We start from the raw sequence: 24,039 nt of genomic DNA on the forward strand, positions 1-24,039 counted from the left end.
CGAACCGAGGTGTACGCCATGGTGGCCCCACCGGACAACGACGTGCTCTGGGCACGCGCCCTGCACTTCCGGCACAAGGACGGTTCCCCCGGGCTGAGCGGGGTCTCGCTCGGCGTCAGGGAGGGCGAGATCCTCGCCGTCGGGGGCCCGCGCGGCAGTGGAAAAACGACCCTGCTGCGGTGTCTCTCCGGACTGGTGCCCGTGCGCGGCGGCGAGGTCTGGTTCAACAGCACGCCCGTGCACACCATGACCCCCGCCGCTCGCGAGCGGCTGCGCCGGGAGCGCTTCGGCTGGATCGATCCGGAACCGGTGCTCGTCCCCGAGCTGAACGTCTGGGAGAACACCGCCCTCCCCCTGATGCTGCGCGGCACCGCCCGGCGCCGGGCCAAGTCGACGGCCATGGAGTGGCTGAAGCGCCTCGACATCGGCGACCAGGCCCGCAAGCACCCCGCGGACCTGGTGCACGCGGAGCGCCAGCGGGTCTGCATCGCCCGCGCCCTCGCCCCGGCCCCCACGGTGCTGTTCGCCGACGAGCCGACCGCGCCGCTGCACCGCATCGACCGCCGGCACGTCCTGCGCACGCTCACCACGGCGGCCCGTTCGCACGGCATCACGGTGCTCCTCGCGACCGCCGACTCGGACATCGCGGCCCTCGCCGACCGCACCGTCTCGCTGCTCGACGGGCGTCAGGTGCGCACCGTACATCTGCCCCCGGTCTCCGAGACCGTCGAGACGAAGGGCCGGGCCACGTGCTCGCTCTCCGTCTGACCCGAGGCGCCCGTCCCGCCGTGTGGCTGCGCCGCCTTCTGGTCGCCGTCGCCTCTGCGGGCACGGGCTTTCTGCTCCTGTGCACTCTCGGCCACGCGCTCGGCCACCCGGACACGCCGTCGGTCTCACTGCTCCGGCTGGCCTGGTGCGCGGCCCCGCTGGCGGCCACGGTGTACCTCGCCGTCGCGGTGGCCCGGACCGACCCTGCGACCAGACCCCGGCCCGGGCTCTCGGCGATCGGCCTCGGCCCCGTCCGGCTGATGGCCGTCTCCGCGACGACCACGGCCCTGGCCTGCACCCTGGGGTCGCTGGTCGCCCTCCTCGTCTTCCTCCAACTGCGCGGCGACCTCACCAGGATGCCCGTCGACGGAGCCGCCACCGAGTTCCTGGCCACGGGCAGGCCCCTGCCGCTCCCGGCGGCCCTGACGCTGCTGGCGCTGCTGCCGGTGAACGCGTCGGCGGCGGTGGCCTGGGCGCTGCGGCCACGCGAGCAGGCCGCGGACGCGTCCCCCGCGGGGCGGGCCGCGGACGCGTCCCCTGCGGGGCGGACGTACGGACGCTTCGGCGCGTACCGGAGTACCGCGGAGCGGGAGACGTTCGGGGCGTACGGACGCTTCGGCAGGCACCTGGCGACGGCGACCCACGGCCGACAGCCGGCCGACAGCCGGCGGCGACAGGAACCGGAAGCCGCCCCGGAGGAAACGCGGGTGCCGGTGCACGGGCCGGACGGGGCGAGCGACGGCCCCGCGCCGGCCACCGGAGAGTCGGCCACCGGGGAACCGGCCACCGTCCCGGCCAACGCCCGCTCGGCACCGTCCGGTCTGCCCTGGGGCATCGCCGCGCTGGCCGCGGGAGTGGCCGCGGGACTGGCCGTGGAGACCTACGCGAGCGGTGGCGGTAGCGGCGTCGCCGCCTCCCCCGGGGACCGGCCCGGGGCCCTGGCCGCACTGGCGCTGACCGTCGTCGGCCTCACCCTGATCGGCCCCGGTCTCACCCATCTGTGCGGCCGTCTGCTGCAGTCGGTCCGCCCGGGTGCCCTGCGGCTGCTGGCCGGCCGGGTCCTCATGACGGAGGCCACCCGGATCGGCCGTCCGCTGGGTGTGGTCTGCGCCGTGCTGTCGGCCGTGTACGCCATGGGCCGGCACTCCTACGCCGACGGCCTGTCGGCAGGGCCGCTCACCCTGCTCGGGGTGCTGGTGGTGACGGGGTGCACCGTGGCGACCCTGCTGACGGCCGCCGTCGAGGCCAAGCACGCGCACGCCGCCACCACGGCCGCGCTGCTGCGCCTGGGCGCTCCCGCCTCGACCCCGCGCCGGGCCGCGATGCTCAGGGCCGGCGCGCTCCTCGCCCTGTTCGGGCCGCTGACCGTGACCGCGGCCGGGCTGTCGGCGCTTCCCCTGTCCGTCTGAGAGGCGGGAGAACCCGAAGGGGATCTCCCGCCGGGCGATGAGTTCCGGGCCGGCCCCCGGTCCACCCGTCGAACGCCACAGAACCCGGCACCCCCAGGGAGAGACCCGACATGTACCAGCAGATGATCTTCGTGAACCTGGCCGTCGACGACCTCGACGCCTCGAAGAAGTTCTTCACGGAACTCGGCTACTCGATCAACGCGCGGTTCAGCGACGAGAACACCGCCTCCGTCGTGATCAGCGACACCATCGTGGCGATGCTGCACACCAGGCAGCGCTACGCGGAGTTCACGAAGAAGGAGATCGCCGACTCCTCGAGGACCAGCGAGGTGCTGCTGGCCCTGAGCTCCGAGAGCCGCGAGAAGGTCGACGAACTGGTCGAGAAGGCCGTCGCGGCGGGCGGCTCGGTCAGCGGCGAGACCCAGGACCAGGGCTTCATGTACGGCCGCGCCTTCGACGATCCGGACGGCCACACCTGGGAGATCGTGTGGATGGACCCGTCCGTCGTGGAGGGCTGAGGCCAGGCCCGCCCCCTTTCCAGAGCCCCTGCGTTCCCGGAGCGGACCGAGACGGCTTCGGAGACGTCGAAACGCCCGGCCGGGCAATGAAAAGGCAAAGCCATGCCCTGCCGTCGGCATATGCGTTGACACTCTTATGCGCCGCTTATAGACCTGGGAGCATCACGGGAGTGCTGATGTTCTGTCAACTCTCCCTCGACCCCCCGCATTTGAGTATCCCGTAAAGGACAAACGTGTCAGTTCTGTCCGTATCACGCCGTACGGCCTCGCGCCGTACCGTCGCACGTACCGTGCGCGCTCTCGGCGTCGTCTCCGCGTCGGCCGCGCTCACCGTCGGTCTCGCAGGCAGCGCGGCCGCCTGCGACATCAAGGATTTCTCGGCCGAGGCCAAGTGCGTCGGTGACAACGGTGTCATCACCGTCACCGACGTGGATCCGGCCGGCGTCCCCGCCACCGTCACCGTGTTCCTGGAGAACAACGGCGCCGACGAGAGGAAGGTCGGCGAGCAGGTGGTCAAGGGCTCCCGCAAGGGCGTCACCATCACCTTCGAGGAGGAGTGGAAGCCCAGCGCCGAGTACCGCATCCACGTCAAGGCCGCGCCCTCCGTGGACGAGGACATCACGCCGAACCTGACCACCCCGGCCACGGCCTGCAAGGGAGAGGAGGGGACCCCGGCTCCCGGGACCCCGGCTCCGGAGGAGCCCACGCCGTCGGCCTCCGTCTCGACCCCGGCCGAGGACTCCGAGGACGTCGAGGAGCCCGGCACGCCGAATCCGTCGGAGTCGGCGGCCGAGAGCCCCGCCCCGGCGGACACCTCGGACAACGCTCCGTCGCCCGCCGTCGGTGACTCGAACCTCGCCGAGACCGGCGCGGACTCCCACACCGCTCTGATCGCCGGTGTCGCGGTGGCCCTGGTCGCCGTCGGCGGCGGTGCCGTCTTCCTCGGCATGCGCCGTCGCGGGACGGGCAAGGACAGCTGACGCCCCACGCACGGCAGGACGGCCCTCCCCCAGACTCCGTCCGGGGGGGACCCCCACCCGCCGGGGCGGGCCGTCGCGCGTCCGCCGCGGGTCAGTCCAGTACGACGACCTCGGCCGCGTCGAACTCCACCCCGACCTCGTCCCCGACCTCCGGTGCCGTGCGGAGCGCGCAGGCGGCCTCCAGTCGGGGCGCCTGCTCGGGCTGGAGGCGGACCGCGACATGGGTGCCCCGGAAGGTGCGCGCGGTCACCGTGCAGCGCAGGCCCGTCTCGGCCGGGACCAGCCGGACCCCGGTGGGCCGGACGAGCAGGGTCCGCGTGCCCTGCGGGGCGTCCGCCGGCACCGGGACCTTGCCCCACGGCGTCACCGCGACGTCCGCGCCGACCGTCGCCCCGACCACGTTCTCGAACCCCAGGAAGCGGGCCACGAACGCGTCGGCCGGACGCTGCCACACCTCAAGGGGCGTACCGGACTGGGCGATCCGTCCGTCCCGCATCACCACGACCCGGTCGGCCAGCGCGAACGCCTCGCCCTGGTCGTGCGTCACGGCGAGCACGGTGGTGCCCAACCGGCCGAACAGCTCACGCAGTTCGACGACCAGCCGCTCCCTGAGCGTCCGGTCGAGCTGGCCGAGCGGTTCGTCGAGCATCAGCAGCCTCGGGCTGGGCGCCAGCGCGCGGGCCAGGGCGACCCGTTGCTGCTCTCCGCCGGACAGCGCCGCCACCGCCCGCCCGGCCGCCCCGGGCAGTCCGACGAGGTCCAGCAACTCCTTCACACGGTCGGCCTGTTCGGCCCGTGACGTGCCGCGCATCCGCAGCCCGAAGGCCACGTTGCCGCCCACGTCCCGCTGCGGGAACAGCTGGTGGTCCTGGAACATCAGCCCGACCCCGCGCCGGTGCGCGGGCACGTCCGCCTGGTCACGTCCGGCCAGCGAGATCCGCCCGGCGTCGAGGGGCTGCAGCCCGGCCACCGCCCGCAGCAGCGTGGACTTGCCGCTGCCGCTGGGCCCGAGCACACACACGATCTCGTGCTCGGCGACCTCCAGGTCGACGGCGTCCAGCACCGCCCGGCCGCCGAAGCGGACGGTGGCGGCCTCCAGGCTCAACAGCATCTAGAACTCCCCGGATCGGTCGGTCCGCAGCCGCTCCAGCGCCAGCAGCGCCACCGCGCACACGATCATCAGAATCGTCGACAGGGCCATCGCCTGACCGTAGTTGAGGTCCCCCGGCCGGCCGAGCAGCCGCGCCACGGCCACCGGCAGGGTCGGATGGTCCGGCCGCGCGATGAACACCGTCGCACCGAACTCGCCCAGCGACACCGCGAAGGCGAACCCGGCCGCGATGAGCATCGCCCGCCGCACCATCGGCAGGTCCACCTCGCGCCAGGCCCGCCACGGCGACGCCCCGAGCACCGCCGCCGCCTCCCGCAGCCGCGCGTCCACGGCCCGCAGCACGGGCAGCATGGTCCGTACGACGAACGGGACACCGACCAGTGCCTGGGCGAGCGGCACCAGGATCCAGGAGGACCTCAGGTCCAGTGGCGGCTCGTCGAGAGCGATCAGGAACCCGAAGCCGACGGTCACCGCGGACACCCCGAGCGGCAGCATCAGCAGGGCGTCGAAGCCGCGCACCAGCCGTCCCGCGTCCCGCCGGGTGAGCGCGACGGCCGCCAGGGAGCCGATCACCACGGCGATGACGGTGGCCGCGGCCGCGTACTGCAGGGAGTTGCCGACCGCCTCGATCGGCGCGACCAGGAACACTCCCCCGTCGTCCCGGGTCAGCGCCCGGTAGTAGCCGGCCCCGACGTCGCCGAAGGAGCGTTCCACCAGCACCGCGAGGGGCAGGAGCAGCAGCACGACGACGGTGGCGACGACCCCGGCGAGCAGCGCCCACTGCCCGGCACCGCGCGGCCGGCGTGCGGTCGTGGAGGCGTCCACCAGGCGCAGCGCGGTCTCCCGCCGCCGTACGGTCCAGGCGTGCAGGGCGAGGATCGCGCCCACCGCGGCGAACTGGATCATCGTCAGGACGGCGGCGGTGGACAGGTCGAAGATCTCCGAGGTCTGCCGGTAGATCTCCACTTCGAGGGTGGCGAAGGTGGGCCCGCCGAGGATCTGCACCACGCCGAAGGAGGTGAAGGTGAACAGGAAGACCATCAGCGCCGCGGCGGCCACGGCGGGCGCGAGCGCGGGCAGGGTGACGGTCCGCCAGGCCGTGAACCGGGAGGCGCCGAGCATCCGCGCGGCCTCCTCCTGCCGCGGGTCGAGCTGCCCCCACAGTCCGCCGACGGTCCGCACGACGACGGCGTAGTTGAAGAACACGTGCGCGAGCAGGATCGCCCACACGGTGGTGTCCAGCCGGACGCCCCACAGCTCGTCGAGGAGGCCGCCGCGCCCGACGAGCGCCATGAACGCCGTGCCGACGACGACGGTCGGCAGCACGAAGGGGACGGTGACCACCGCCCGCAGCAGGTGTCTGCCGGGGAAGTCGAAGCGGGCGAGGACGTACGCGCCGGGCAGGGCGATCAGCAGGGTGAGGGCGGTGGAGACCAGCGCCTGCCAGGTGGTGAACCACAGCACCTGGCGGACGTCGGACTGCGCCAGTACGTCCCCGATCCGCCCGAGCTGCCAGACCCCGTCGGCCTTCAGGCCGCGCGCGACGATCGCGGTGACGGGGTAGGCGAAGAAGACGGCGAAGAACGCGACGGGCACGGCCATCAGGCCGAGCCGCGCCGCGGTTCCGCGCCACCGCCGCCGTCCGTTCCCTCGCACGGCGGCGGTCCGGCTCACCTCGGTCCGGCTCACTTCAGTACGAGCGAGGTCCACGACTTGACCCACTGGTCACGGTTGTCGGCGATCCTCGCCGGGTCCATCGTCTCCGGGTCCTTCGCCTGCGGCCCGTACTGCGCGAACTCCTCGGGCACCTGGGCGCCCTCCCGCACCGGGTAGACGAACATGTTGAGCGGCATGTCCTCCTGGAACTCCTTGGTGAGCAGGAAGTCGAGCAGTGCCTTGCCGCCCTCGGGGTTCTTCGCGTTGCTGAGCAGCCCCGCGTACTCGACCTGACGGAAGCAGGTGCCGTCGGCGACACCGGTGGGAGCGGTCGTCGGCTTCGGGTCGGCGTAGATCACCTCGGCGGGCGGGGAGGAGGCGTAGGACACCACCAGCGGCCGGTCCCCCTTGGCCTGCTTGCCGCCGGCCGAGCCGGAGAACTCCTCGTTGTAGGCCTGCTCCCAGCCGTCGACCACCTTCACGCCGTTGGCCTTGAGCTTCTTCCAGTAGTCCTGCCAGCCTCCCCCACTCTCGGCTTCGCTCGAGCGGGAGGTACCCCCACCGCCGTACTTCGCGGCGGTGCCGAGGAGGAAGCCGAGGCCGGGCGAGGAGGTGGAGGCGTTCTCCACGACGAGGAGGTTCTTGTACTCGGGCTCGACCAGGTCGTCGAAGGTCTTCGGCGGGGTCAGGTCGCGCTCGCTGAACCACTCCTTGTCGTAGTTGACGCAGACGTCACCGGTGTCGACCGGCGTGACCCGGTGCTTGCCCTCGTCGACGCGGTACTCGGGAAGGACCAGGTCGGAGCCCTCGGCCTGGTACGGCTGGAACAGCCCGTTGTCGAGAGCGCGGGACAGCAGGGTGTTGTCGACGCCGAAGAAGACGTCGCCCTGCGGGTTGTCCTTGGTCAGGATCGCCTTGTTCACGGCCGATCCGGCGTCGCCGTCCTCCAGGACCTTGACCTGGTAGCCGGACTTCTTCTCGAAGGCGGCGATGACGTTCTTCGAGGCGGCCCACGAGTTGTGGCTGACGAGAGTCACGGTCTTGGACCCGCCGGACCCGGACCCGGACTCCTCGGTGCCGCCGCCGGACGAGCCGCAGGCGGACAGGGTGACCAGGCCCAGCCCGACGGCCAGGGTCGTGACCTTCTTGGTGATGTTCAACGGATTCCTCCTGGGGGTGACCAGGAAGAGACGCGGCCCTGTCCGGGACCCCTCACGGGTGTCCCGGACAGGGCACAACAGCTCGAGTGATGACCGATCTCCCTACCCAGAATGACCTGGGCGAGGTTCGGAGGGTCTGCGGCCGATGCCGCACTCTCAGCGCTGTGGCGCTCCCCTGTCGGAATATGAACGTGTGTGGTGACCGGATATGAAGTTGTTGTCCTTGCAACGTCCTCTACGGCGGCCAGGCTACCTCTCGCTCGCGGCGAGCTGGCCACAGGCCCCGTCGATCTCCTGTCCACGGGTGTCCCGGACCGTCACCGGCACACCGTGCGCGGCGATCGCCTCCACGAACGCCTTCTCGTCCTCGGGCCGCGAGGCGGTCCACCGGGAGCCGGGCGTCGGGTTGAGCGGGATGAGGTTGACGTGCACGGGCCTGCCCTTCAGCAGCCGCCCGAGCCGGTCACCACGCCACGCCTGGTCGTTGATGTCCCGGATCAGCGCGTACTCGATGGACAGCCGCCGCCCCGACCTGGCCGCGTACTCGAAACCGGCGTCGAGGACCTCGCGCACCTTCCACCGCGTGTTCACGGGGACGAGGGTGTCGCGCAGCTCGTCGTCGGGCGCGTGCAGGGAGATGGCGAGGCGGCACTTGAAGCCCTCGTCGGAGAACCGGTGGATCGCCGGCACCAGCCCGACGGTCGAGACGGTGATCCCGCGCTGCGACAGCCCGAGCCCGTCGGGCTCCGGGTCGGTCAGGCGGCGGATCGAACCCACCACCCGGTTGTAGTTGGCGAGCGGCTCGCCCATCCCCATGAAGACGATGTTGCTCAGCCGGGCGGGCCCTCCGGGAACCTCGCCGTCCCGCAGCGCCCGCATGCCGTCCACGATCTGGTGCACGATCTCCGCCGTGGACAGGTTCCGGTCGAGCCCGGCCTGCCCGGTCGCGCAGAAGGGGCAGTTCATGCCGCAGCCGGCCTGCGAGCTGATGCACATCGTCACCCGGTCCGGGTACCGCATGAGCACCGACTCGACGAGGGTTCCGTCGAACAGCCTCCACAGCGTCTTGCGGGTGGTGCCCTGGTCGGTCGACAGATGCCGGACCACCGTCATCAGCTCGGGAAGCAGCGCCTCCTGGAGCTTGGCGCGGGAGCCGGCGGGGATGTCGGTCCACTGCTCCGGGTCGTGCGCGTACCGGGCGAAGTAGTGCTGTGAGAGCTGCTTGGCGCGGAACGGCTTCTCACCGGCCGCTGCGACCGCCTCCTTGCGCTCGGCCGGTGTGAGGTCGGCAAGGTGCCGCGGCGGCTTCTTGGCTCCGCGCGGCGCGACAAAGGTGAGTTCTCCGGGCTTAGGCATGGCGGTACCAGTGTCGCAGATCCAATCGGGTGACCTGGGACTGTCGCTCGCGACGACTGTCGTGAGGAGTCGTCACCGGTCGTCACTGAGCGGCCTCGGACGGCCCAGAGACGGCCCAGAGCTGATCACGAGGGACCGGCCGGTTGACCGACGGCAGCCTGCATCACTCGTCTGCACTGCGGGGATCGACAGCGAACGGTTGCCCGCTGAGGCTGGGAGTGGCACGGGGCCGTCCCGTCGCCTGTTCGAGAGCCAGCCAGAGGTGACTGTGGCGCGACAGGTTCCCCGGCCCTGAATGAAGGAGAAGGTGCCCTCGCATGTCACACCGCACTGCCGTGGTGCCGGAAGCCACCTGGGTGGCCCGGTGGGCGGGATCTCTGCTGTGCCTTGTGGTGGCCGGTATCCACGTGGTGGACCAAGGCGGCATCACGGCAACGAGGGACCCCTCCTACATAGGCATCGCCTACCACGTCCTGGAGATCGCGGCTGTGGTCGCGGCGGTACTGCTTCTCCTCGGCCTCGTACGACTGGGATGGCTGCTGGCGGTCGGGGTCGCCCTCGGCCCCCTGGTGGGTTACATCCTCTCCAGAGGGCCAGGACTGCCCGACTACAGCGATGACATCGGCGATTGGACAGAGCCGCTCGGGCTGGTCAGCCTGGCCGTCGAAGGAGCCCTGCTCCTGTTGTCGGTGCCGCTCTTCGTACGGAGCTTGCGCCCGGAACCAAGAGCTTCGGGAAACATCGGAGACTAGTTTGGAAGATCGCGTACGCGGGTTGGCGTTGACCTGGAAAGACGGTGACCTGCGCGTCCCTGGGATGCTCACCGCCGTTCCCCGGTGCTCCCCGCCGGTCGCCGCTCGGTCGGGCACGCAAGGGGCACGGTGCCCACCTCCCACGCTTGTGGCGATCCGAAGCCGCCCCTGGGGCCTGAACGAGCCCCCGTCGGCGCTTTCCTGGGCGATGAGGTCACCGGAGGCGATGTTCGTGTGCCACGATGCCGCCGGGAGGGGCGATGAACTACGTGGTCCTATTGGCGTTGATGGCCAGCGCTCTGGGCGTGGTGGGATGTGGCGTGGCGGGGCTCGCCACCGGCTGGATCCACCCATGGGAGCGAGGCCGGGTCCTGCGCCCCGGAGCCCACGGGCTCGGCCACATCCTTTCGGGAAGTGGCTTCTTCTGTGTCTGCGTGTTCTTCCTCATGGCGTCGGACGGTGGCTCGCTGTGGGGAGGCGTCTCGCTGGAACTGCTCCTGGTGGGGATCGTCCTCTTCTTGATCGGAACCGTCCTGCGCGGCGTGGCTGCCTTCCCGGACCGCCAGGTCGGATCGCGAGTGGCCGCAGACTCCCGTCCAGATGGCACCCTGAGGTCGGCGGAGTCTCAAGGGCCGAGTCAAGCCGGTGGGTCGCCGCCCATCGGGTGAGGGCGGCGACCACCCGGGACAGGTTCGAGCCGCATCCTTGTCAGGTCGATCACGGGAAGCCGGCGATCCTGGTTGCTCCGGCCTACGCCTGGACTCGTCGTCCACTGGGCTCCGGCACCGACCGCCTCTGTTCGCACCTGTCGGTGTCAGACGTCGAGGTCAGAGCATCGGGACGCCCTTGGCAGATCCCACGACGTTGCTATGGCAAGGCAACCACGGCGTAGGCCACGCCGATGACGACAACCAGGCAGACGACAACGGCGGCCATCACGGCGATACCCAGCAGCCCCGCCATACCTGCGATCACTCTCCAACCGATCCGGGCCATCCGCTCGGCCTGCTCGACTGCGTCCTCGTAGTCGCTGTCGTCGTACCAGTCCCGATGGGTCATGACACCCCCGGCCTCGAAGCATAGAAGGCACAGCCGAACCCCTTCCCCCGCCCACCACTCACCCCGGCTCCCCTCCCCTCCGCCGTCGACCCACACACCGTGGAACGGGCGTGGTTCCTGGCGTCCAGGTGGAGCGCACCACCGTACGAACGACCTCGACGCCCCTGGACCGCGTCTGCTCGGCTCTGCCTGGGGGGGACGGCGGACGGGAGGGGAGCATCCCGCTTCCACTACAGGCCCGCAGTCGGCGACGGTGCCCCCTCCATCCCGGTGCCGGCCGATCCCCCGCCGGAGGCATCATCTGCCGGCTCTCCGGGCTCAGGCATGGCGGTACCGGTGCCGCAGAGCCAACCGGGTGGCCGCGCGAGGCGTCCGAGGGCACCCGGAAGCCCTCAGGGCAGCCCTCTCCCGGGCCAGAGCCACGGCTCAGGAGCCCGTAGGCGGCCGGGCCCTTCCTTCGACACACGGGTCGAGCCCCCGTGTCCGGCGGGACGCGGGGGCTCGACGAGGGCCGGGACCGGCGGGGTCAGCTGCCGACGAACAGGACCAGCAGCAGCCACACCACCGGGGCCGTGGGCAGCAGGGAGTCCAGGCGGTCCATGATGCCGCCGTGGCCGGGGAGCAGGGTGCCCATGTCCTTGATGCCCAGGTCCCGCTTGATCATGGACTCGCCCAGGTCGCCGAGGGTGGCGCTGACGGCGACCGCGAGGCCGAGCAGCAGCCCCTGCCACCAGGTGCCGTCGTCGATCAGGAACTGCATGCACAGCGCGCCCGCCGCCATCGCGAACCCGACCGCGCCCAGCAGGCCCTCACGGGTCTTGCCGGGACTGATGCGCGGGGCGAGCTTGTGCGTGCCGAAGCGCCAGCCGACGGCGTACGCACCGGTGTCACTGATGACCGTGAGCAGCAGGAACACCAGGACCCGCCAGTGCCCGTCGTCCGCGGCCAGCATCATCGTGACGAAGGTCGCCAGGAACGGCACGTAGAACGCGGCGAAGACCCCCGCCGTGACGTCCCTGAGATAGTTCTCGGGCGGTTGGATCATCCGCCAGACCAGCACCGCCAGCGCGGTGAACGCCATGGCGACCCACGCACCCTCGGCTCCCCGGACGTACCCGGCGACGACCATGGCGGCACCGCCGAGCGCCAGCGGCACGAGCGGCGCCAGGATCCCCTTGCGTTCCTCCAGCCGCTTGGTCAGCTCCCACAGGCCCACCACGACGGCGGCCGCGACGACACCGACGAAGGCCGCCTTGACGACGAACAGCGACACGGCGATCAGCGCGCCGAGCCCGACACCGACCCCTATCGCGGCACCCAGGTCGCGTCCCGCGCTCTTCTTCTGCGGCGGGGGTGCCGGCTGCGGGGCGTCGGGCATGGGCTCCGGATTCTGCGGCATCTCCCCCGGATGGGGGCGCGCCCGCGTCGTCTCGTCTGGGAACAGAGGGCCGCTCAGCCGAGCGGTCTCCCGGTCCATGTCCTGATCGGCGCCGTGTTCGGGCAGGTCGGGCACGATGGGCATGGGGCGAGTCTGCTGCGCGTAGTGCGCATCGTACGGGGGACCCGCCGGGACAGCTCCCTGGACGGGCCCCTGCTCGGGCGGCCTCCAGTACCCGGCCTGCGGCGGCGCCCCCCAGGAAGAGTCGTTCATCAGACTTCGAGCAGTTCCGCTTCCTTGTGCTTCAGGAGCTCGTCCACCTGCGCGACGTACTTCGCGGTGGTGTCGTCGAGCTCCTTCTCCGCACGGCGGCCCTCGTCCTCGCCGACCTCGCCGTCCTTGATCATCTTGTCGACGCCGTCCTTGGCCTTGCGGCGCACGGCGCGGATGGAGACCTTGGCGTCCTCGGCCTTGGCCTTGGCCACCTTGATGTAGTCGCGGCGGCGCTCCTCGGTGAGCTCGGGGAACACCACGCGGATGATGTTGCCGTCGTTGCTCGGGTTGACGCCCAGGTCGGAGTCGCGGATGGCCTGTTCGATGTTGCGCAGGGCGCTCTTGTCGAACGGCGTCACCACGGCCATGCGCGGCTCGGGCACGGAGAACGAGGCCAGCTGGTTGATCGGCGTCAGCGCGCCGTAGTAGTCGGCCACGATCTTGTTGAACATCGCCGGGTGCGCACGACCGGTGCGGATCGCGGCGAAGTCCTCCTTGGCGACCACGACGGCCTTCTCCATTTTCTCCTCGGCCTCGAGGAGGGTCTCTTCGATCACCACTTGCTCCTGCGTGTCTTGAGTAGGCCCGGCCGCGGTTCCCTGGCGGGGCGGCGGCCTGCTGCGTCGCGTCTTCTTCCTGCACGGTTCCCGACCGGCGGGACATTGTCCATCCCCCGGCCCGGTCCGTCCCGTCCGTCCCCAGGAGTGTCCTGGCGCGGGCGGGTGGTTCTGGTCCGGTCAGTTCCGGTCCGTCTGGTCACCCACAAGTGTGCCGATCTTCTCACCCTTGACGGCGCGCGCGATATTGCCCTCCGTCAGCAGCTCGAAGACGACGATCGGGAGCTTGTTGTCGCGGCACAGGGTGACGGCCGTGGCGTCGGCGACCTTCAGGTCACGCGTGATGACCTCCCCGTACCCGAGGTGGTCGAACTTCACCGCGTCGGGGTTGGTCTTCGGGTCGGAGTCGTAGACCCCGTCCACGCCGTTCTTGCCCATCAGCAGCGCCTCGGCGTCGATCTCCAGGGCGCGCTGGGCGGCGGTGGTGTCGGTGGAGAAGTACGGCATGCCCATACCGGCACCGAAGATGACCACGCGGCCCTTCTCCAGGTGCCGTACGGCTCGCAGGGGGATGTAGGGCTCCGCGACCTGGCCCATGGTGATGGCGGTCTGCACCCTGCAGTCCACGCCCTCCTTCTCCAGGAAGTCCTGGAGCGCCAGGCAGTTCATCACGGTGCCCAGCATGCCCATGTAGTCGGAGCGGGCCCGGTCCATGCCGCGCTGCTGCAGTTCCGCGCCGCGGAAGAAGTTGCCGCCGCCGATGACGGCGGCGATCTGCGCGCCGTCCCGGACGACCGCCGCGATCTCGCGTGCCACGGCGTGCACCACGTCGGGATCGACGCCAAGGCCGCCGCCACCGGAGAATGCCTCTCCGGACAGCTTCAGCAGAAACCGGCCGCGTACTTTGCCGTCGTCGCTCTTCTCGGCCCTGGTGGTCATGGGGATCCCGCCTCTTTCACCTGTTGCACATACGAAGGAGGCCACTGCCGGCGGGGTGTGCTTCGCATCCCATGCGGCAATGGCCTCCTCGTCAGATCTGCTGTCACCCGGCACGCGCACGTGCGTGACGGCGTGTCCGGACGACTGCTGACGACCCTATCGGGGTCGCGCGCCCGTCGCGGTACGGACTCAGACGCCGACCTTGATGCGCGTGAAGCGCTTCAGGGTGACACCGGCCTCGTCCAGAACCTGCTGGACGGACTTCTTGTTGTCCAGCGCGTAGGGCTGGCCGAGCAGCGTGGCGTCCTTGAAGAAGCCGTTGAGGCGACCCTCGACGATCTTCGGCAGGGCGGCCTCGGGCTTGCCCTCGGCGCGGGTGGTCTCCTCGGCGACACGGCGCTCGGTCGCGATGACCTCGGCCGGCACGTCCTCCTTGGAGAGGTACTGCGGCGCGAACGCGGCGATGTGCTGGGCGACGCCCTTGGCGACCGCGGCGATCTCGTCGGTCTGCTTGTCGAACTCGACGAGGACACCGATCTGCGGGGGCAGGTCGGGCATCGTGCGGTGCATGTACGCCGCCACGTAGCCGTCGGCGAACAGGGCGAAGCGGTCCAGGACGATCTTCTCGCCCAGGTTGGCGTTGGCCTCGTCCACGAACGCCTGGACGGTCTTGCCGGCCTCGATCTCGGAGGCGAGCAGGGCCTCGATGTCGGCCGGGGAGGTCTTGGCGACGTGCTCGACGATGGTGGTGGCCACGCCCTGGAACTTCTCGCCCTTGGCGACGAAGTCCGTCTCGCACTTCAGCTCGACGAGGACGCCGGAGGAGTTGTCGTCGGCGATGATCGAGACCACGGCGCCGTTCTCGGCGGAGCGGCCCTCGCGCTTGGCGACGCCCTTCTGGCCCTTGATACGGAGCGCCTCGACGGCCTTCTCGACGTTGCCCTCGGCCTCGTCCAGCGCCTTCTTGCAGTCCATCATGCCGGCGCCGGTGAGCTCCCGGAGCTTCTTGACGTCGGCGGCGGTGTAGTTCGCCATGAGTCTGTGAGTCTTTCTCGAAGTCTGGAGGTTCGGAGATCCGCGGGTCCGCGATCTACGGGTGGACGCAGATCGCGGACTCAGCGCTGACCTACGGGTGTACGGCGGGAGCGGACTTCAGATGGCCCGCTCCCGCCGTATCCGCACGGACGGGCCGGTCAGGCCTGGTCGGCCTCGGCGGCCGGGGCGGCGTCGGCCGCGGGGGCCTCGGCAGCAGGAGCCTCAGCCGCGGGGGCCTCGGCAGCGGGGGCCTCGGCGGCGGGAGCCTCAGCCGCGGGGGCCTCGGCAGCCTCGGCCGGCTTCTCGGCCTCGGCGGCGGCCGGGGTCTCGTCGGCCTTCTTCTCACCCTCGAGCAGGTCGCGCTCCCACGCGGCGAGGGGCTCGCCGGCGGCCTTCTCACCCTTGCCCTCGGTCGCGACACCGGAGCGGGAGATGAGGCCCTCGGCCACGGCGTCGGCGATCACGCGGGTGAGCAGGGTGACGGAGCGGATCGCGTCGTCGTTGCCCGGGATCTTGTAGTCGACCTCGTCGGGGTCGCAGTTGGTGTCGAGGATGGCGACGACCGGAATGTTGAGCTTCCGGGCCTCGCCGACCGCGATGTGCTCCTTCTTGGTGTCCACGATCCAGACGGCGCTGGGCACCTTCTGCATCTCGCGGATACCGCCGAGGGTCTTCTCCAGCTTGGCCTTCTCGCGGGAGAGGACCAGCAGCTCCTTCTTGGTGAGGCCGGAGGCGGCCACGTCCTCGAAGTCGATCTGCTCGAGTTCCTTGAGGCGCTGCAGACGCTTGTAGACGGTCGAGAAGTTGGTGAGCATGCCGCCCAGCCAGCGCTGGTTGACGTAGGGCATGCCGACGCGGGTGGCCTGCTCCGCGATGGCCTCCTGCGCCTGCTTCTTCGTACCGACGAACATGACCGTGCCGCCGTGGGCGACGGTCTCCTTGACGAACTCGTAGGCGCGGTCGATGTACGACAGCGACTGGAGCAGGTCGATGATGTAGATGCCGTTGCGCTCGGTGAAGATGAAGCGCTTCATCTTCGGGTTCCAACGGCGGGTCTGGTGACCGAAGTGGACGCCGCTCTCCAGCAGCTCCCGCATCGTGACGACGGCCATGGCCGTATCTCCTTGTGTTTCTCGGTTGTGCCGCGGGGACCGGCGGTTCCCGCGCCTGACGCCCACGACGCGCCGTTGCCACAGAGGACCGAGGGGCGCTGACACCCGGAGCGATCTCGACCGTGCGGTCGTGACCGGACCTGATGTCGGGGCGTGCGAAGTCGACCCGGTGACCCGGATCGCCACCCAGAAGTGTACGGGACCCGCAGGGCACCGGGTGACGTCGTTGTCCACAACCGGCCGGTGATCCACAGGACCCGGCGGTGATCACGGATCTCGGGGAGGCTCCCCGCATGCGAGTGAGCCGTTTTCCGGGGACGTGTGCGCGCCTGGCCGTCCTGCTGGTCCTGACGCCTACGGTGCTGCTGTCACCACCGCCGCCTTCGCTTCCGTCGCTCGTGGCTCGGACGGGTGACACGGCTCCGCCGGATGCCGACGCCGATGCCTCTGGTGCCGGCCGTACCACCGGTACCACTGACACCGCCGGTACCGGTTCCGGTGCCGGTTCCGGTGCGGCGGCCCCCGGGCCCGGAGTGCCGGCCGTCGGGCGGGTCTGGCCCGTGGGGGTACGACCACGGGTGCTGCGCGGCTGGGAACCACCGGAGACCAGGTACGGGCGCGGACACCGCGGTGTGGACCTGGCTGCGGCTCCGGGGACACCGGTGCGGGCGGTGGCGGCGGGCCGGGTCTCCTACGCCGGCCGGGTGGCCGGCCGGGGCGTCGTCTCGGTGGAGCTGTCCGGCACGGGCGCCCCGCCTCTGCGTACGACCTACGAGCCGGTCCTGCCGTCGGTGGAGGAAGGAACCGAGGTGGCGCCGGGCGAGGTGATCGGCACGGTGGCGGCCACGGGCTCCCACTGCACGGCCCCCTGCCTGCACTGGGGCCTGCTGAGGGCGGACCTCTACCTCAACCCGCTCGACCTGCTCCCTCCCCACCTGCTCGGCGGCCCCTCAAGACTCCTCCCGGTGCTCGGCGTACCGCTGCCGGAGTGACCGGGACACCGGAGAGCGGGGGCCGGGGCCGGAGGGGCCGGAGCCGGGCTGGTCAGGGCCGCACTGGTCAGGGCCGGACGCCCCGGAGGGTCATGGCGACCGCCGCCTCTGTGATCGTCTCCGGGTTCTCCGCTGCGCCCAGTTCGATCCGGCGCACGGCGGCGTCGACCACGCCCTGGAGCAGCATCGCCGCGAGCCGGGGCTGTTCGTGGCCCAGTTCGCCCAGTGCCTCGACGATCATCGCGACGAGTCCGCCGTGCGCCGCGCGGATCTTCTCCCGGGCGCCCGCGTCGAGTTCACTCGCGGAGATGGCCACCACCGCACGGTGACGCCGGTCCCCCACCAGTGCCAGCTGCTTGCGGACGTACGCCTCGATCTTGGCCTCGGCGCCGTCGGCCGCGGCCATCGCGAACTCGACCTCGGCCGCCCAGACCGGGAAGTCGACCTCGCACAACTCCTCGACCACGGCCGCCCGGGAGCGGAAGTACTCGTACACGGACGAGCGCGCCAGGCCGGTGCGCTCAGCGAGGGCGGGGAAGGTCAGCGCCTCCGTACCGCCCTCGGACAGCAGGGAGCGTGCCGCGTCCAGCAGGGCGGCTCGCTGCATCGACCGGTGCTCGGCCACGGAGGCCGCTCGAATCCTTGGCACGCCCACCACTTTACGGACGCCCCGCGCGAGGGGGGAGCCCTCGGGCCGAAACCGCAGGTGGCGCGGGTGCACCCGCAACCCGCCGGGCGGTCGGCTCAGCCGCCGAAGCTCGCCAGCTTCGCCCTCAGCTGGAGTACGGACTTGGTGTGGATCTGGCTGACCCTGCTCTCCGTGACCCCCAGCACATGGCCGATCTCGGCCAGGGTGAGCCCTTCGTAGTAGTACAGCGTGACCACGGTCTTCTCGCGTTCGGGAAGCGTGTTGATCGCCCGCGCGAGGAACCGTCGCAGCTCCCGGTCCTCGGCCACCTCCACCGGGTTGTCGGCGGCGGTGTCCTCCAGGGTGTCCATCAGGCTGAGCCGGTCGCCGCTGTCGCCTCCGGCGTGCAGCAGCTCCTCCAGGGCGACGACGTTCGCGAGGGACAGCTGGCTGAAAACCGCGTGCAGTTCCTCCACGGCGATCCCCATCTCGCCGGCGACCTCGCTCTCCGTCGGCGTACGCCTGAGCCGGGCCTCCAGCGTCGCGTACGCCCGCTCGACGTTGCGTGCCTTCTGCCGCACCGAGCGCGGAATCCAGTCCAGGGCCCGCAGCTCGTCGATCATCGCGCCCCTGATGCGGGTGATCGCGTAGGTCTCGAACTTGATCTCCCGGTCGACGTCGAACTTCTCGATCGCGTCGATCAGCCCGAACACCCCGGAGGAGACGAAGTCCGCCTGATCCACATTGGGCGGCAGCCCCACGCTGACCCGGCCCGCGACGTACTTCACCAACGGCGAGTAGTGCAGGATCAGCTGTTCCCGCAGCCGCTCGTCCCCCGTCGCCTTGTACGACCGCCACAGCTCGTCGAGCGTCGAGGGAGCGGGCGGCCGCACGCTGCCACCGTCACGGGCGGCTGGGGGGATCGCCGCCCGGTCGGACCCGGAGGTGTGCTGGGGCATTCGTCGCCTTGTGCCGTTCTGCGGCGGACCGTTGCCGCCTGCGTGAGCTGTCCGTCCGATGCCGAGCCGCCCGTCTGTGCCTGCCCGGATCGCCTGCCGTGATGCCCTTCCGTGCTGTCTTTCCGTATCGGGACGCCTGTGAGCGTAGCGTGACTGAGGGGTCGCGGTGCGCGAAGAAGTGAGGTCGGGGCGCGCGTGGAGGTGCCCCGACCCAGGCCCCGCCGGGTCGTACTCGTCGCTCTGTGTGTTCACCCGGGTGTCCCAACTGACGTATTTTCCAAGGTGCGTGGACGTTCCCCCGGACGGCCGAACACACTCCGTCAGTGGTCATCGGAGCCACCCCCGACCGGAATCACCGCCTGGCGTGTCAACTTCCAGTCGTCGCCGTGTCGTTCGACGTATCCAAGTGCTCGCAGTTCGTACAGTCTCGCGATCGCGTCGTCGCGGGTGGTGCGCGCGCCGCACGCGATGCCGTCCACGCCGGCCGCCGCCCGCGCCGGCAGCGCGTCGAGGACCTGGCGGGCGGCCGGATCCAGCAGGTCGCGGGGCAGTACCGGGCCGCGCCGGTCCGGTGCCAGTTCGCCCATGTCTCCGACCAGTTCGATGACCTCCGCGGCGTCGGTGACCAGCACCGCCTCCTGCCGCAGCAGTTCGTGCACCCCGGCGGAGCGCCCGCTGGTGGCCGGCCCGGGCACCCCCATCGTGTGGCGTCCCAGGCGCCGGGCCGCCCTGGCGGTCACCAGGGAGCCGCTGCGGTGGGCGGCCTCGACGACCACGGTGCCCCGGGTGAGCGCGGCGATGACCCGGTTGCGGAGGATGAATCTGCTCGCCGTCGGGTGATCACCGGGCGGCAGCTCGCCGATCACCAGCCCCTGTTCCGCGATCCTGGTGATCAGTCCGGTGTGTCCGCGCGGGTAGGGCCGGTCGACCCCGCAGGCGAGGACGGCGACGGTGGCGCCGCCCGAGCCGAGCGCACCGCGGTGGGCGGCGCCGTCGACCCCGTAGGCGCCGCCGGAGACCACGACCCAGCCGCGTTCGGCGAGTTCGGCGGAGAGGGTGGCGGCCATGTGGGCCCCGTAGTCGGTGCAGGCGCGGGCACCGACTACGGCGACCGAGCGCAGCGCCCACATCCGCAGGTCGGCGGGGCCGCGCACCCACAGCCCGAGGGGCCGGCCGTCCCCCAGGTCGTCGAGCTGCCGGGGCCACTCGGCCGTCCCGGGGCACACGAACCGCGCCCCGGCGTCCCGCGCGACGGCGAGATCCCGGTCCGGTACGGCCCGCTCGGCCCGCGCCAGCAGTCCGGCCCACCGCCGGCCGCTCACCCCCGGCAGCGGCTCGGCTCCGTCCCGCAGCCGTGACACCACTTGCCGTGCGCCCAGTTCCCGCACCCACCGCCCACCGGTCTCGTCGCCGGGTTCCAGGACGCGGGTGAGGAAGATCCGGGCGAGGAACTCGTCACCGCGGCCGCCGGCCGGTTCACGGCCGGGCCGCCCGTCCGCGGGCTCGCCGGCGCGGCTCATGTCAGCGCTCCGATGGCCATCGGCACGCCGCGGGGGACGCCGGTGCGCAGTTGCAGCGCGAGGGCGACGTCCCTGGCGTCGGGCCGGTCGTGGCCGACCAGGTCGGCGACGGTCCAGGCGACCCGCAGCACCCGGTCGAGCCCGCGGGCACTGAGCACACCGCGCTCCAGGCTCCGCTCGGCGTCCTCCAGCGCGCCGGGTGCCGCGTGCCAGCGGCGGCGCAGCTCCCGTCCGGGGACGTCGCCGTTGGTGCGCCACGGGGTGCCGGTGAGCCGCGCGGCGGCGCGTTCGCGGGCCGCGCGCACCCGGTCGGCGACCGTGGCGGTGGATTCACCGCGGGCTCCGTCGGCGGTCAGTTCGGCACGTGTGACGCGCTCGGCCTCGACCCGCAGGTCGACCCGGTCGAGCAGCGGGCCGGACAGCCGGGCCTGGTAGCGGCGGATCAACGAGGGCGGACACTCGCACAGGGCCTCCTTCGTCGAGAAGCGGCCGCAGGGGCAGGGGTTGGCGGCGAGCACCATCAGGAACCTCGCCGGGAAGCGCACCACGCCGGAACTGCGCGCGATGACCACGTGCCCGGCCTCCAGCGGCTGGCGCAGGGCGTCCAGGGCACGGCCGCCGAACTCGGGGGTCTCGTCCAGAAAGAGCACGCCCCGGTGCGCGAGGGACACCGCTCCGGGCCGGGCGGTTCCGGGGCCACCGCCGACGAGCGCCTGCATCGTGGCCGAGTGGTGCGGGGCGCAGTAGGGAGCGGTGTCGATCAGGGGCTTGCCCGGGGGCAGCAGGCCGGCCACCGAGTGCACCGCCGTGACCTCCAGCGACTCCTGCCGGCCGAGCGGGGGCAGGAGCGAGGGCAGCCGCTCCGCAAGCATCGTTTTGCCCGCGCCCGGTGGTCCTTCCAAGAAAAGGTGGTGCCCGCCGGCCGCCGCCACCTCCACCCCGGTCCGCGCCGGAAGCTGGCCGACGACGTCGGCGAGGTCGGCGAGGTCGCAGCCGGGGCCGTAGTGGGCCGCGCCGACGCTGTGCATGCCGGTGGCCGCGCCGGTGCCGGGGACCCGCAGCCCTGCCAGGAGCGGATCGGGCCGCCCCTGGCCGCCCTGTTCCTCCTCGGGCACGGGTTCGTCGGTGAGGAGGGCGATCAGCTGGCGCAGGCTGCGGACGCCCAGGACCGACACGCCCGGCACCAGCGAGGCCTCGGCGGCGGCGCACTCGGGCACCACCACCTGCTCGTACCCCGCGTCGGCCGCCGCGATGACCGCGGGCAGCGTGCCCCGGACCGGTCGCACTCTGCCGTCCAGTCCCAGCTCACCGACCATCACGAGGTCGGCGAGCACCCGCGGATCGATCCGCTCGGCGGCGCCCAGGACGGCGCTGGCGACGGCCAGGTCGAAGCCGCTGCCGGCCTTCGGCACCGATGCCGGGCTGAGCCCCACGGTGAGCTTCTTCTGCGGCCACTCCGCACCGGAGTTGACCACTGCGGCCCTGACCCGGTCCCGGCTCTCCGTCAGGCTCTTGTCCGGCAGCCCCACCAGGGTGAACGCCGCCACTCCCGGTTCCAGGTCGGCCTGGACCTCCACGACCACGCCCTCGACGCCCACCAGCGCCACCGAGCAGGTACGGGCGAACCCCATCTCAGGCCACCCCCCGGACGTGCTCGACCCGGGGCGCGCCCCGCTCCGGCAGCAGGACGCCGATCAGGTCGATGCGGACGCCACCGGGCGGTGCTCCCCCGTGTACCTGGAGCCAGCGCTGTGCCAGGTCCCGCAGGCGGCTCGCCTTGGCGGCGTCGACGGCCGCCATGGGGTGCTGGAAGGACACGGCCCTGCGGGTCTTCACCTCGCAGACGACGAGGACGTCTCCGTCCCTGGCCACGATGTCGATCTCGCCGGTTCTGCCGCAGCGCCAGTTGCGTTCCAAAACCGTCATTCCGGCCTGCGCCAGCCGCCGCGCGGCCAGCGCCTCGCCGTACCTGCCGAGTGCGCTGCGTGCCTGCTGGGTGTTCATGTCGGCACCACCTCCGGCGCCAACCGTCACGCAGTCGGCCGCCCGAAGTGGATCTTGGTGGACAACCCGGCGGTTGTGGACAACTCCGTCACCCGCCAGGGGCCCCGTCACCCGCCCAGAGCTCCCGTCACCCGCCGGGCAGCTCCAGATCGCTCTTGTTGAGCTCCTCGATGTTCACGTCCTTGAAGGTGAGGACGCGCACCTGTTTCACGAACCTGGCCGGCCGGTACATGTCCCAGACCCAGGCATCCGCCATGGACACCTCGAAGAACACCTCGCCCTGGACCGAGTGCACCTGCATCTCGTAGTCGTTGGTCAGGTAGAAGCGACGCTCGGTCTCGATCACGTATTTGAACAGACCGACGACGTCGCGGTACTCCCGGTAGAGCTTGAGCTCCATCTCGGTCTCGTACTTCTCGAGGTCCTCGGCGCTCATGGCATGTTCCCCTTCACCCGTGCGATCCCACCATTGTGCGCCAGCCCCAGGGGCCCCGTTCCCCGAAGCCGGTCTGCCCTGCCGGACAGATCTTGGGGCCTTTCGCTAGACGATCTCGGTGTCGAGGGTCACGGGTCCGGCCGGAGGGCCCTCCTCGAGCAGCGTGCGCAGCAGTTCGGCGAGTCTGGTCGGATACACCGTCTCATGTGCCCGCGCCAGTTCCGGGTACGTCCACCAGCGCACTCCGGCGACACTGCGCCGCTCCAGTTCGGTCAGCGCCGTGGCTCCGGTGGCCGTCCGGGTGGTACGGGCGAGGTAGTACCACTCGTCCTGGTGCCAGCGGCGGCCCGCGAACGGGAAGGAGCACTGCCGCCGCCACAGCACGGGCCCCAGCTCCACCTCGGTGATGCCGGTCTCCTCCGCGAGTTCCCGCAGCGCGGCCTGTTCCCGGGTCTCGTCGCCCTCCAGGCCGCCACCGGGTGTGAACCACCAGTCGTCGGCCGGGTCGTCCGGCTCGTGGCCGTGCAGCAGCAGGATGCGGTCCCGCGGGTCGAGCAGCACCACGCGGGCGACCCTGCGCGGCCCGCCGTCGTGGGAGTCCCCGGCCGGGCGGGCCGGCTCAGCGGCCACCGGACACCCCCGCGTCCGCCTTCCGCGCCCGGGAGGCTCCGGCCCGCCCGGCGAGGGGGCCGTACGCGGCACCGCCGAAGATGAGTACCGTGCCGGCGATCACCAGGGCGACGACCGTCCGCAGCGGCCCCGGCGAAGAGAGGGCGCCGAGCTCCTCGAAGCCGGTGGGGGCCTTCAGCATGCCCTCCATCGGCCAGACCACGGCGTCGACCCTGGCCTGGACGGCTCCGCGGGAGACGGTGCCGTGCGCGGCGTCGGTGAGACGGGAGGTGGAGTCCACGGAACCGGCGCGCTCGTCACCGAGCAGGAACAGCCGGCCCTCCGGCACGGTCACCTCCGGGAAGCCGCCGAACCCGGCCACCTCGTCCTCGGAGAGGTACGGTTCGTCGATCTTCGTGCCGTTGACCTTCAGCCGACCGTCCTCACAGCAGGAGACGGTGTCCCCGCCGACGGCGACCACCCGCTTGAGGACCGGTACGTCCGCCCAGTTCGTGTCCTGGAAGACCACGACGTCACCGCGGCGGACGTCACCGCTGTCGATGCGCTGGGCCAGCACCCGGTCACCGGCGCCGATCGTCGGCGCCATCGAGGTGGTGGGCACGGTGTACGGCCGGTACACGACCGCTCCCCAGGCGAACCCGCCGAGGAAGAGCACCATGCCCAGCGCCACGGCCAGCGAGGACAGCCGCTGCCCGGTCCGGCCGCCCGCCGGGCCCCGGCCCGCACCGCCGCCCCGCGAAGCCGTACGCGTCGTGCTCCGACCAGTCATGGACGGCACCCTACCCGGCGGTACCGAGCCGGGTCAGC

At 71.5% G+C, this 24,039-nt stretch carries 25 protein-coding genes; 7 read left to right on the forward strand and 18 right to left on the reverse strand.

The genetic code is table 11. The features are described from left to right. The first annotated feature begins 18 nt into the window (after window positions 1–18). From PYS65_RS10325 to PYS65_RS10340, 4 genes are all read left to right on the forward strand, one after another. The gene (locus PYS65_RS10325) at window positions 19–768 is read left to right on the forward strand and encodes an ABC transporter ATP-binding protein (RefSeq protein WP_279333583.1); all 750 of its coding nucleotides are present in this window, start codon (window positions 19–21) and stop codon (window positions 766–768) included. Further along, a complete protein-coding gene (locus tag PYS65_RS10330; protein ID WP_279333584.1) occupies window positions 750–2,177 on the forward strand; it encodes a hypothetical protein in 1,428 nt (475 codons plus the stop codon). Before PYS65_RS10325 ends, PYS65_RS10330 begins: the two co-directional genes overlap by 19 nt. 110 nt (window positions 2,178–2,287) lie before the next feature. Beyond that, entirely contained in the window at window positions 2,288–2,695 is a 408-nt protein-coding gene (locus PYS65_RS10335) for a VOC family protein (RefSeq protein ID WP_279333585.1), read from the forward strand. A 290-nt stretch (window positions 2,696–2,985) separates the two neighbouring features. Next, the gene (locus PYS65_RS10340) at window positions 2,986–3,675 is read left to right on the forward strand and encodes an LAETG motif-containing sortase-dependent surface protein (RefSeq protein ID WP_279333586.1); all 690 of its coding nucleotides are present in this window, start codon (window positions 2,986–2,988) and stop codon (window positions 3,673–3,675) included. Window positions 3,676–3,766: 91 nt separating this feature from the next. On the opposite strand, the gene PYS65_RS10345 is transcribed toward PYS65_RS10340, so the two are convergent. From PYS65_RS10345 to rlmN, 4 genes are all read right to left on the reverse strand, one after another. Further along, window positions 3,767–4,786, reverse strand: a complete 1,020-nt coding sequence (locus tag PYS65_RS10345; RefSeq protein WP_279333588.1) for an ABC transporter ATP-binding protein — start codon at window positions 4,784–4,786, stop codon at window positions 3,767–3,769. Beyond that, window positions 4,787–6,496, reverse strand: a complete 1,710-nt coding sequence (locus PYS65_RS10350) for an ABC transporter permease (protein ID WP_387037339.1) — start codon at window positions 6,494–6,496, stop codon at window positions 4,787–4,789. Continuing rightward, on the reverse strand, window positions 6,472–7,602 hold the full coding sequence (locus PYS65_RS10355; protein ID WP_279333591.1) for a thiamine ABC transporter substrate-binding protein: 1,131 nt from the start codon (window positions 7,600–7,602) through the stop codon (window positions 6,472–6,474). Before PYS65_RS10355 ends, PYS65_RS10350 begins: the two co-directional genes overlap by 25 nt. 249 nt (window positions 7,603–7,851) lie before the next feature. Next, window positions 7,852–8,958: a dual-specificity RNA methyltransferase RlmN gene (gene rlmN, locus PYS65_RS10360; protein WP_279333594.1), complete on the reverse strand. Its 1,107-nt coding sequence runs from the start codon at window positions 8,956–8,958 to the stop codon at window positions 7,852–7,854. A gap of 317 nt (window positions 8,959–9,275) precedes the next feature. Between rlmN and PYS65_RS10365 the strand changes: the two genes are divergently transcribed. Continuing rightward, window positions 9,276–9,710 (forward strand): hypothetical protein, encoded by a 435-nt coding sequence (locus PYS65_RS10365; protein WP_279333596.1) that lies wholly within the window; start codon window positions 9,276–9,278, stop codon window positions 9,708–9,710. A 260-nt stretch (window positions 9,711–9,970) separates the two neighbouring features. After that, on the forward strand, window positions 9,971–10,378 hold the full coding sequence (locus PYS65_RS10370) for a hypothetical protein (RefSeq protein WP_279333597.1): 408 nt from the start codon (window positions 9,971–9,973) through the stop codon (window positions 10,376–10,378). A 199-nt stretch (window positions 10,379–10,577) separates the two neighbouring features. On the opposite strand, the gene PYS65_RS10375 is transcribed toward PYS65_RS10370, so the two are convergent. From PYS65_RS10375 to rpsB, 6 genes are all read right to left on the reverse strand, one after another. After that, entirely contained in the window at window positions 10,578–10,769 is a 192-nt protein-coding gene (locus PYS65_RS10375; protein WP_279333599.1) for a hypothetical protein, read from the reverse strand. A gap of 526 nt (window positions 10,770–11,295) precedes the next feature. After that, entirely contained in the window at window positions 11,296–12,420 is a 1,125-nt protein-coding gene (locus PYS65_RS10380; protein ID WP_279333602.1) for a phosphatidate cytidylyltransferase, read from the reverse strand. Continuing rightward, entirely contained in the window at window positions 12,420–12,977 is a 558-nt protein-coding gene (frr, locus tag PYS65_RS10385) for a ribosome recycling factor (RefSeq protein WP_279333604.1), read from the reverse strand. The genes PYS65_RS10380 and frr overlap by 1 nt, the downstream gene beginning before the upstream one ends. Window positions 12,978–13,157: 180 nt before the next feature. Next, window positions 13,158–13,916 (reverse strand): UMP kinase, encoded by a 759-nt coding sequence (pyrH, locus tag PYS65_RS10390; RefSeq protein WP_279333607.1) that lies wholly within the window; start codon window positions 13,914–13,916, stop codon window positions 13,158–13,160. 189 nt (window positions 13,917–14,105) lie between these two features. Then, window positions 14,106–14,951, reverse strand: coding sequence for a translation elongation factor Ts (gene tsf, locus PYS65_RS10395; protein WP_279333610.1), 846 nt, complete (start codon window positions 14,949–14,951; stop codon window positions 14,106–14,108). Window positions 14,952–15,109: 158 nt separating this feature from the next. Beyond that, window positions 15,110–16,063, reverse strand: coding sequence for a 30S ribosomal protein S2 (gene rpsB, locus PYS65_RS10400; protein ID WP_279333612.1), 954 nt, complete (start codon window positions 16,061–16,063; stop codon window positions 15,110–15,112). A gap of 293 nt (window positions 16,064–16,356) precedes the next feature. Here rpsB and PYS65_RS10405 point away from each other — a divergent pair, with 293 nt between their 5' ends. After that, on the forward strand, window positions 16,357–17,055 hold the full coding sequence (locus tag PYS65_RS10405; protein WP_423836081.1) for a M23 family metallopeptidase: 699 nt from the start codon (window positions 16,357–16,359) through the stop codon (window positions 17,053–17,055). Between the two features lie 67 nt (window positions 17,056–17,122). Here the strand turns inward: PYS65_RS10405 and PYS65_RS10410 are convergent, their stop codons facing one another. From PYS65_RS10410 to lepB, 8 genes are all read right to left on the reverse strand, one after another. Beyond that, window positions 17,123–17,680, reverse strand: coding sequence for a TetR/AcrR family transcriptional regulator (locus PYS65_RS10410; protein ID WP_279337911.1), 558 nt, complete (start codon window positions 17,678–17,680; stop codon window positions 17,123–17,125). Window positions 17,681–17,799: 119 nt separating this feature from the next. Next, a complete protein-coding gene (whiG, locus tag PYS65_RS10415) occupies window positions 17,800–18,642 on the reverse strand; it encodes an RNA polymerase sigma factor WhiG (protein WP_279333615.1) in 843 nt (280 codons plus the stop codon). Window positions 18,643–18,962: 320 nt separating this feature from the next. Continuing rightward, on the reverse strand, window positions 18,963–20,162 hold the full coding sequence (gene dprA, locus PYS65_RS10420; RefSeq protein WP_279333616.1) for a DNA-processing protein DprA: 1,200 nt from the start codon (window positions 20,160–20,162) through the stop codon (window positions 18,963–18,965). After that, window positions 20,159–21,793 (reverse strand): YifB family Mg chelatase-like AAA ATPase, encoded by a 1,635-nt coding sequence (locus tag PYS65_RS10425; RefSeq protein ID WP_279333618.1) that lies wholly within the window; start codon window positions 21,791–21,793, stop codon window positions 20,159–20,161. Before PYS65_RS10425 ends, dprA begins: the two co-directional genes overlap by 4 nt. A gap of 1 nt (window position 21,794) precedes the next feature. Further along, window positions 21,795–22,196: a YraN family protein gene (locus PYS65_RS10430; protein WP_279333619.1), complete on the reverse strand. Its 402-nt coding sequence runs from the start codon at window positions 22,194–22,196 to the stop codon at window positions 21,795–21,797. Window positions 22,197–22,293: 97 nt separating this feature from the next. Continuing rightward, window positions 22,294–22,602 carry a DUF2469 domain-containing protein gene (locus tag PYS65_RS10435; RefSeq protein ID WP_003965949.1) on the reverse strand — a complete coding sequence of 103 codons (309 nt, stop codon included), beginning with the start codon at window positions 22,600–22,602 and terminating at the stop codon, window positions 22,294–22,296. Between the two features lie 105 nt (window positions 22,603–22,707). Beyond that, the gene (locus PYS65_RS10440) at window positions 22,708–23,232 is read right to left on the reverse strand and encodes an NUDIX hydrolase (RefSeq protein WP_279333647.1); all 525 of its coding nucleotides are present in this window, start codon (window positions 23,230–23,232) and stop codon (window positions 22,708–22,710) included. Next, window positions 23,222–24,001 (reverse strand): signal peptidase I, encoded by a 780-nt coding sequence (gene lepB, locus PYS65_RS10445; RefSeq protein WP_279333648.1) that lies wholly within the window; start codon window positions 23,999–24,001, stop codon window positions 23,222–23,224. The genes PYS65_RS10440 and lepB overlap by 11 nt, the downstream gene beginning before the upstream one ends. Window positions 24,002–24,039 lie beyond the last annotated feature (38 nt).

Origin of the sequence: Streptomyces cathayae, assembly GCF_029760955.1 — a bacterium.
Taxonomy (GTDB): domain Bacteria; phylum Actinomycetota; class Actinomycetes; order Streptomycetales; family Streptomycetaceae; genus Streptomyces; species Streptomyces cathayae.

Bases quoted from the DNA above. Each gene is read 5' to 3' on its own strand.
- PYS65_RS10335 (WP_279333585.1), top strand. From the start codon at position 2,288: ATGTACCAGCAGATGATCTTCGTGAACCTGGCCGTCGACGACCTCGAC.
- PYS65_RS10345 (WP_279333588.1), bottom strand. From the start codon at position 4,786: ATGCTGTTGAGCCTGGAGGCCGCCACCGTCCGCTTCGGCGGCCGGGCG.
- PYS65_RS10380 (WP_279333602.1), bottom strand. From the start codon at position 12,420: ATGAACGACTCTTCCTGGGGGGCGCCGCCGCAGGCCGGGTACTGGAGG.
- PYS65_RS10375 (WP_279333599.1), bottom strand. From the start codon at position 10,769: ATGACCCATCGGGACTGGTACGACGACAGCGACTACGAGGACGCAGTC.
- PYS65_RS10435 (WP_003965949.1), bottom strand. From the start codon at position 22,602: ATGAGCGCCGAGGACCTCGAGAAGTACGAGACCGAGATGGAGCTCAAG.
- rlmN (WP_279333594.1), bottom strand. From the start codon at position 8,958: ATGCCTAAGCCCGGAGAACTCACCTTTGTCGCGCCGCGCGGAGCCAAG.
- pyrH (WP_279333607.1), bottom strand. From the start codon at position 13,916: ATGACCACCAGGGCCGAGAAGAGCGACGACGGCAAAGTACGCGGCCGG.
- lepB (WP_279333648.1), bottom strand. From the start codon at position 24,001: ATGACTGGTCGGAGCACGACGCGTACGGCTTCGCGGGGCGGCGGTGCG.
- tsf (WP_279333610.1), bottom strand. From the start codon at position 14,951: ATGGCGAACTACACCGCCGCCGACGTCAAGAAGCTCCGGGAGCTCACC.
- PYS65_RS10325 (WP_279333583.1), top strand. From the start codon at position 19: ATGGTGGCCCCACCGGACAACGACGTGCTCTGGGCACGCGCCCTGCAC.
- PYS65_RS10370 (WP_279333597.1), top strand. From the start codon at position 9,971: ATGAACTACGTGGTCCTATTGGCGTTGATGGCCAGCGCTCTGGGCGTG.
- whiG (WP_279333615.1), bottom strand. From the start codon at position 18,642: ATGCCCCAGCACACCTCCGGGTCCGACCGGGCGGCGATCCCCCCAGCC.
- dprA (WP_279333616.1), bottom strand. From the start codon at position 20,162: ATGAGCCGCGCCGGCGAGCCCGCGGACGGGCGGCCCGGCCGTGAACCG.
- PYS65_RS10405 (WP_423836081.1), top strand. From the start codon at position 16,357: ATGCGAGTGAGCCGTTTTCCGGGGACGTGTGCGCGCCTGGCCGTCCTG.
- PYS65_RS10365 (WP_279333596.1), top strand. From the start codon at position 9,276: ATGTCACACCGCACTGCCGTGGTGCCGGAAGCCACCTGGGTGGCCCGG.
- PYS65_RS10425 (WP_279333618.1), bottom strand. From the start codon at position 21,793: ATGGGGTTCGCCCGTACCTGCTCGGTGGCGCTGGTGGGCGTCGAGGGC.
- rpsB (WP_279333612.1), bottom strand. From the start codon at position 16,063: ATGGCCGTCGTCACGATGCGGGAGCTGCTGGAGAGCGGCGTCCACTTC.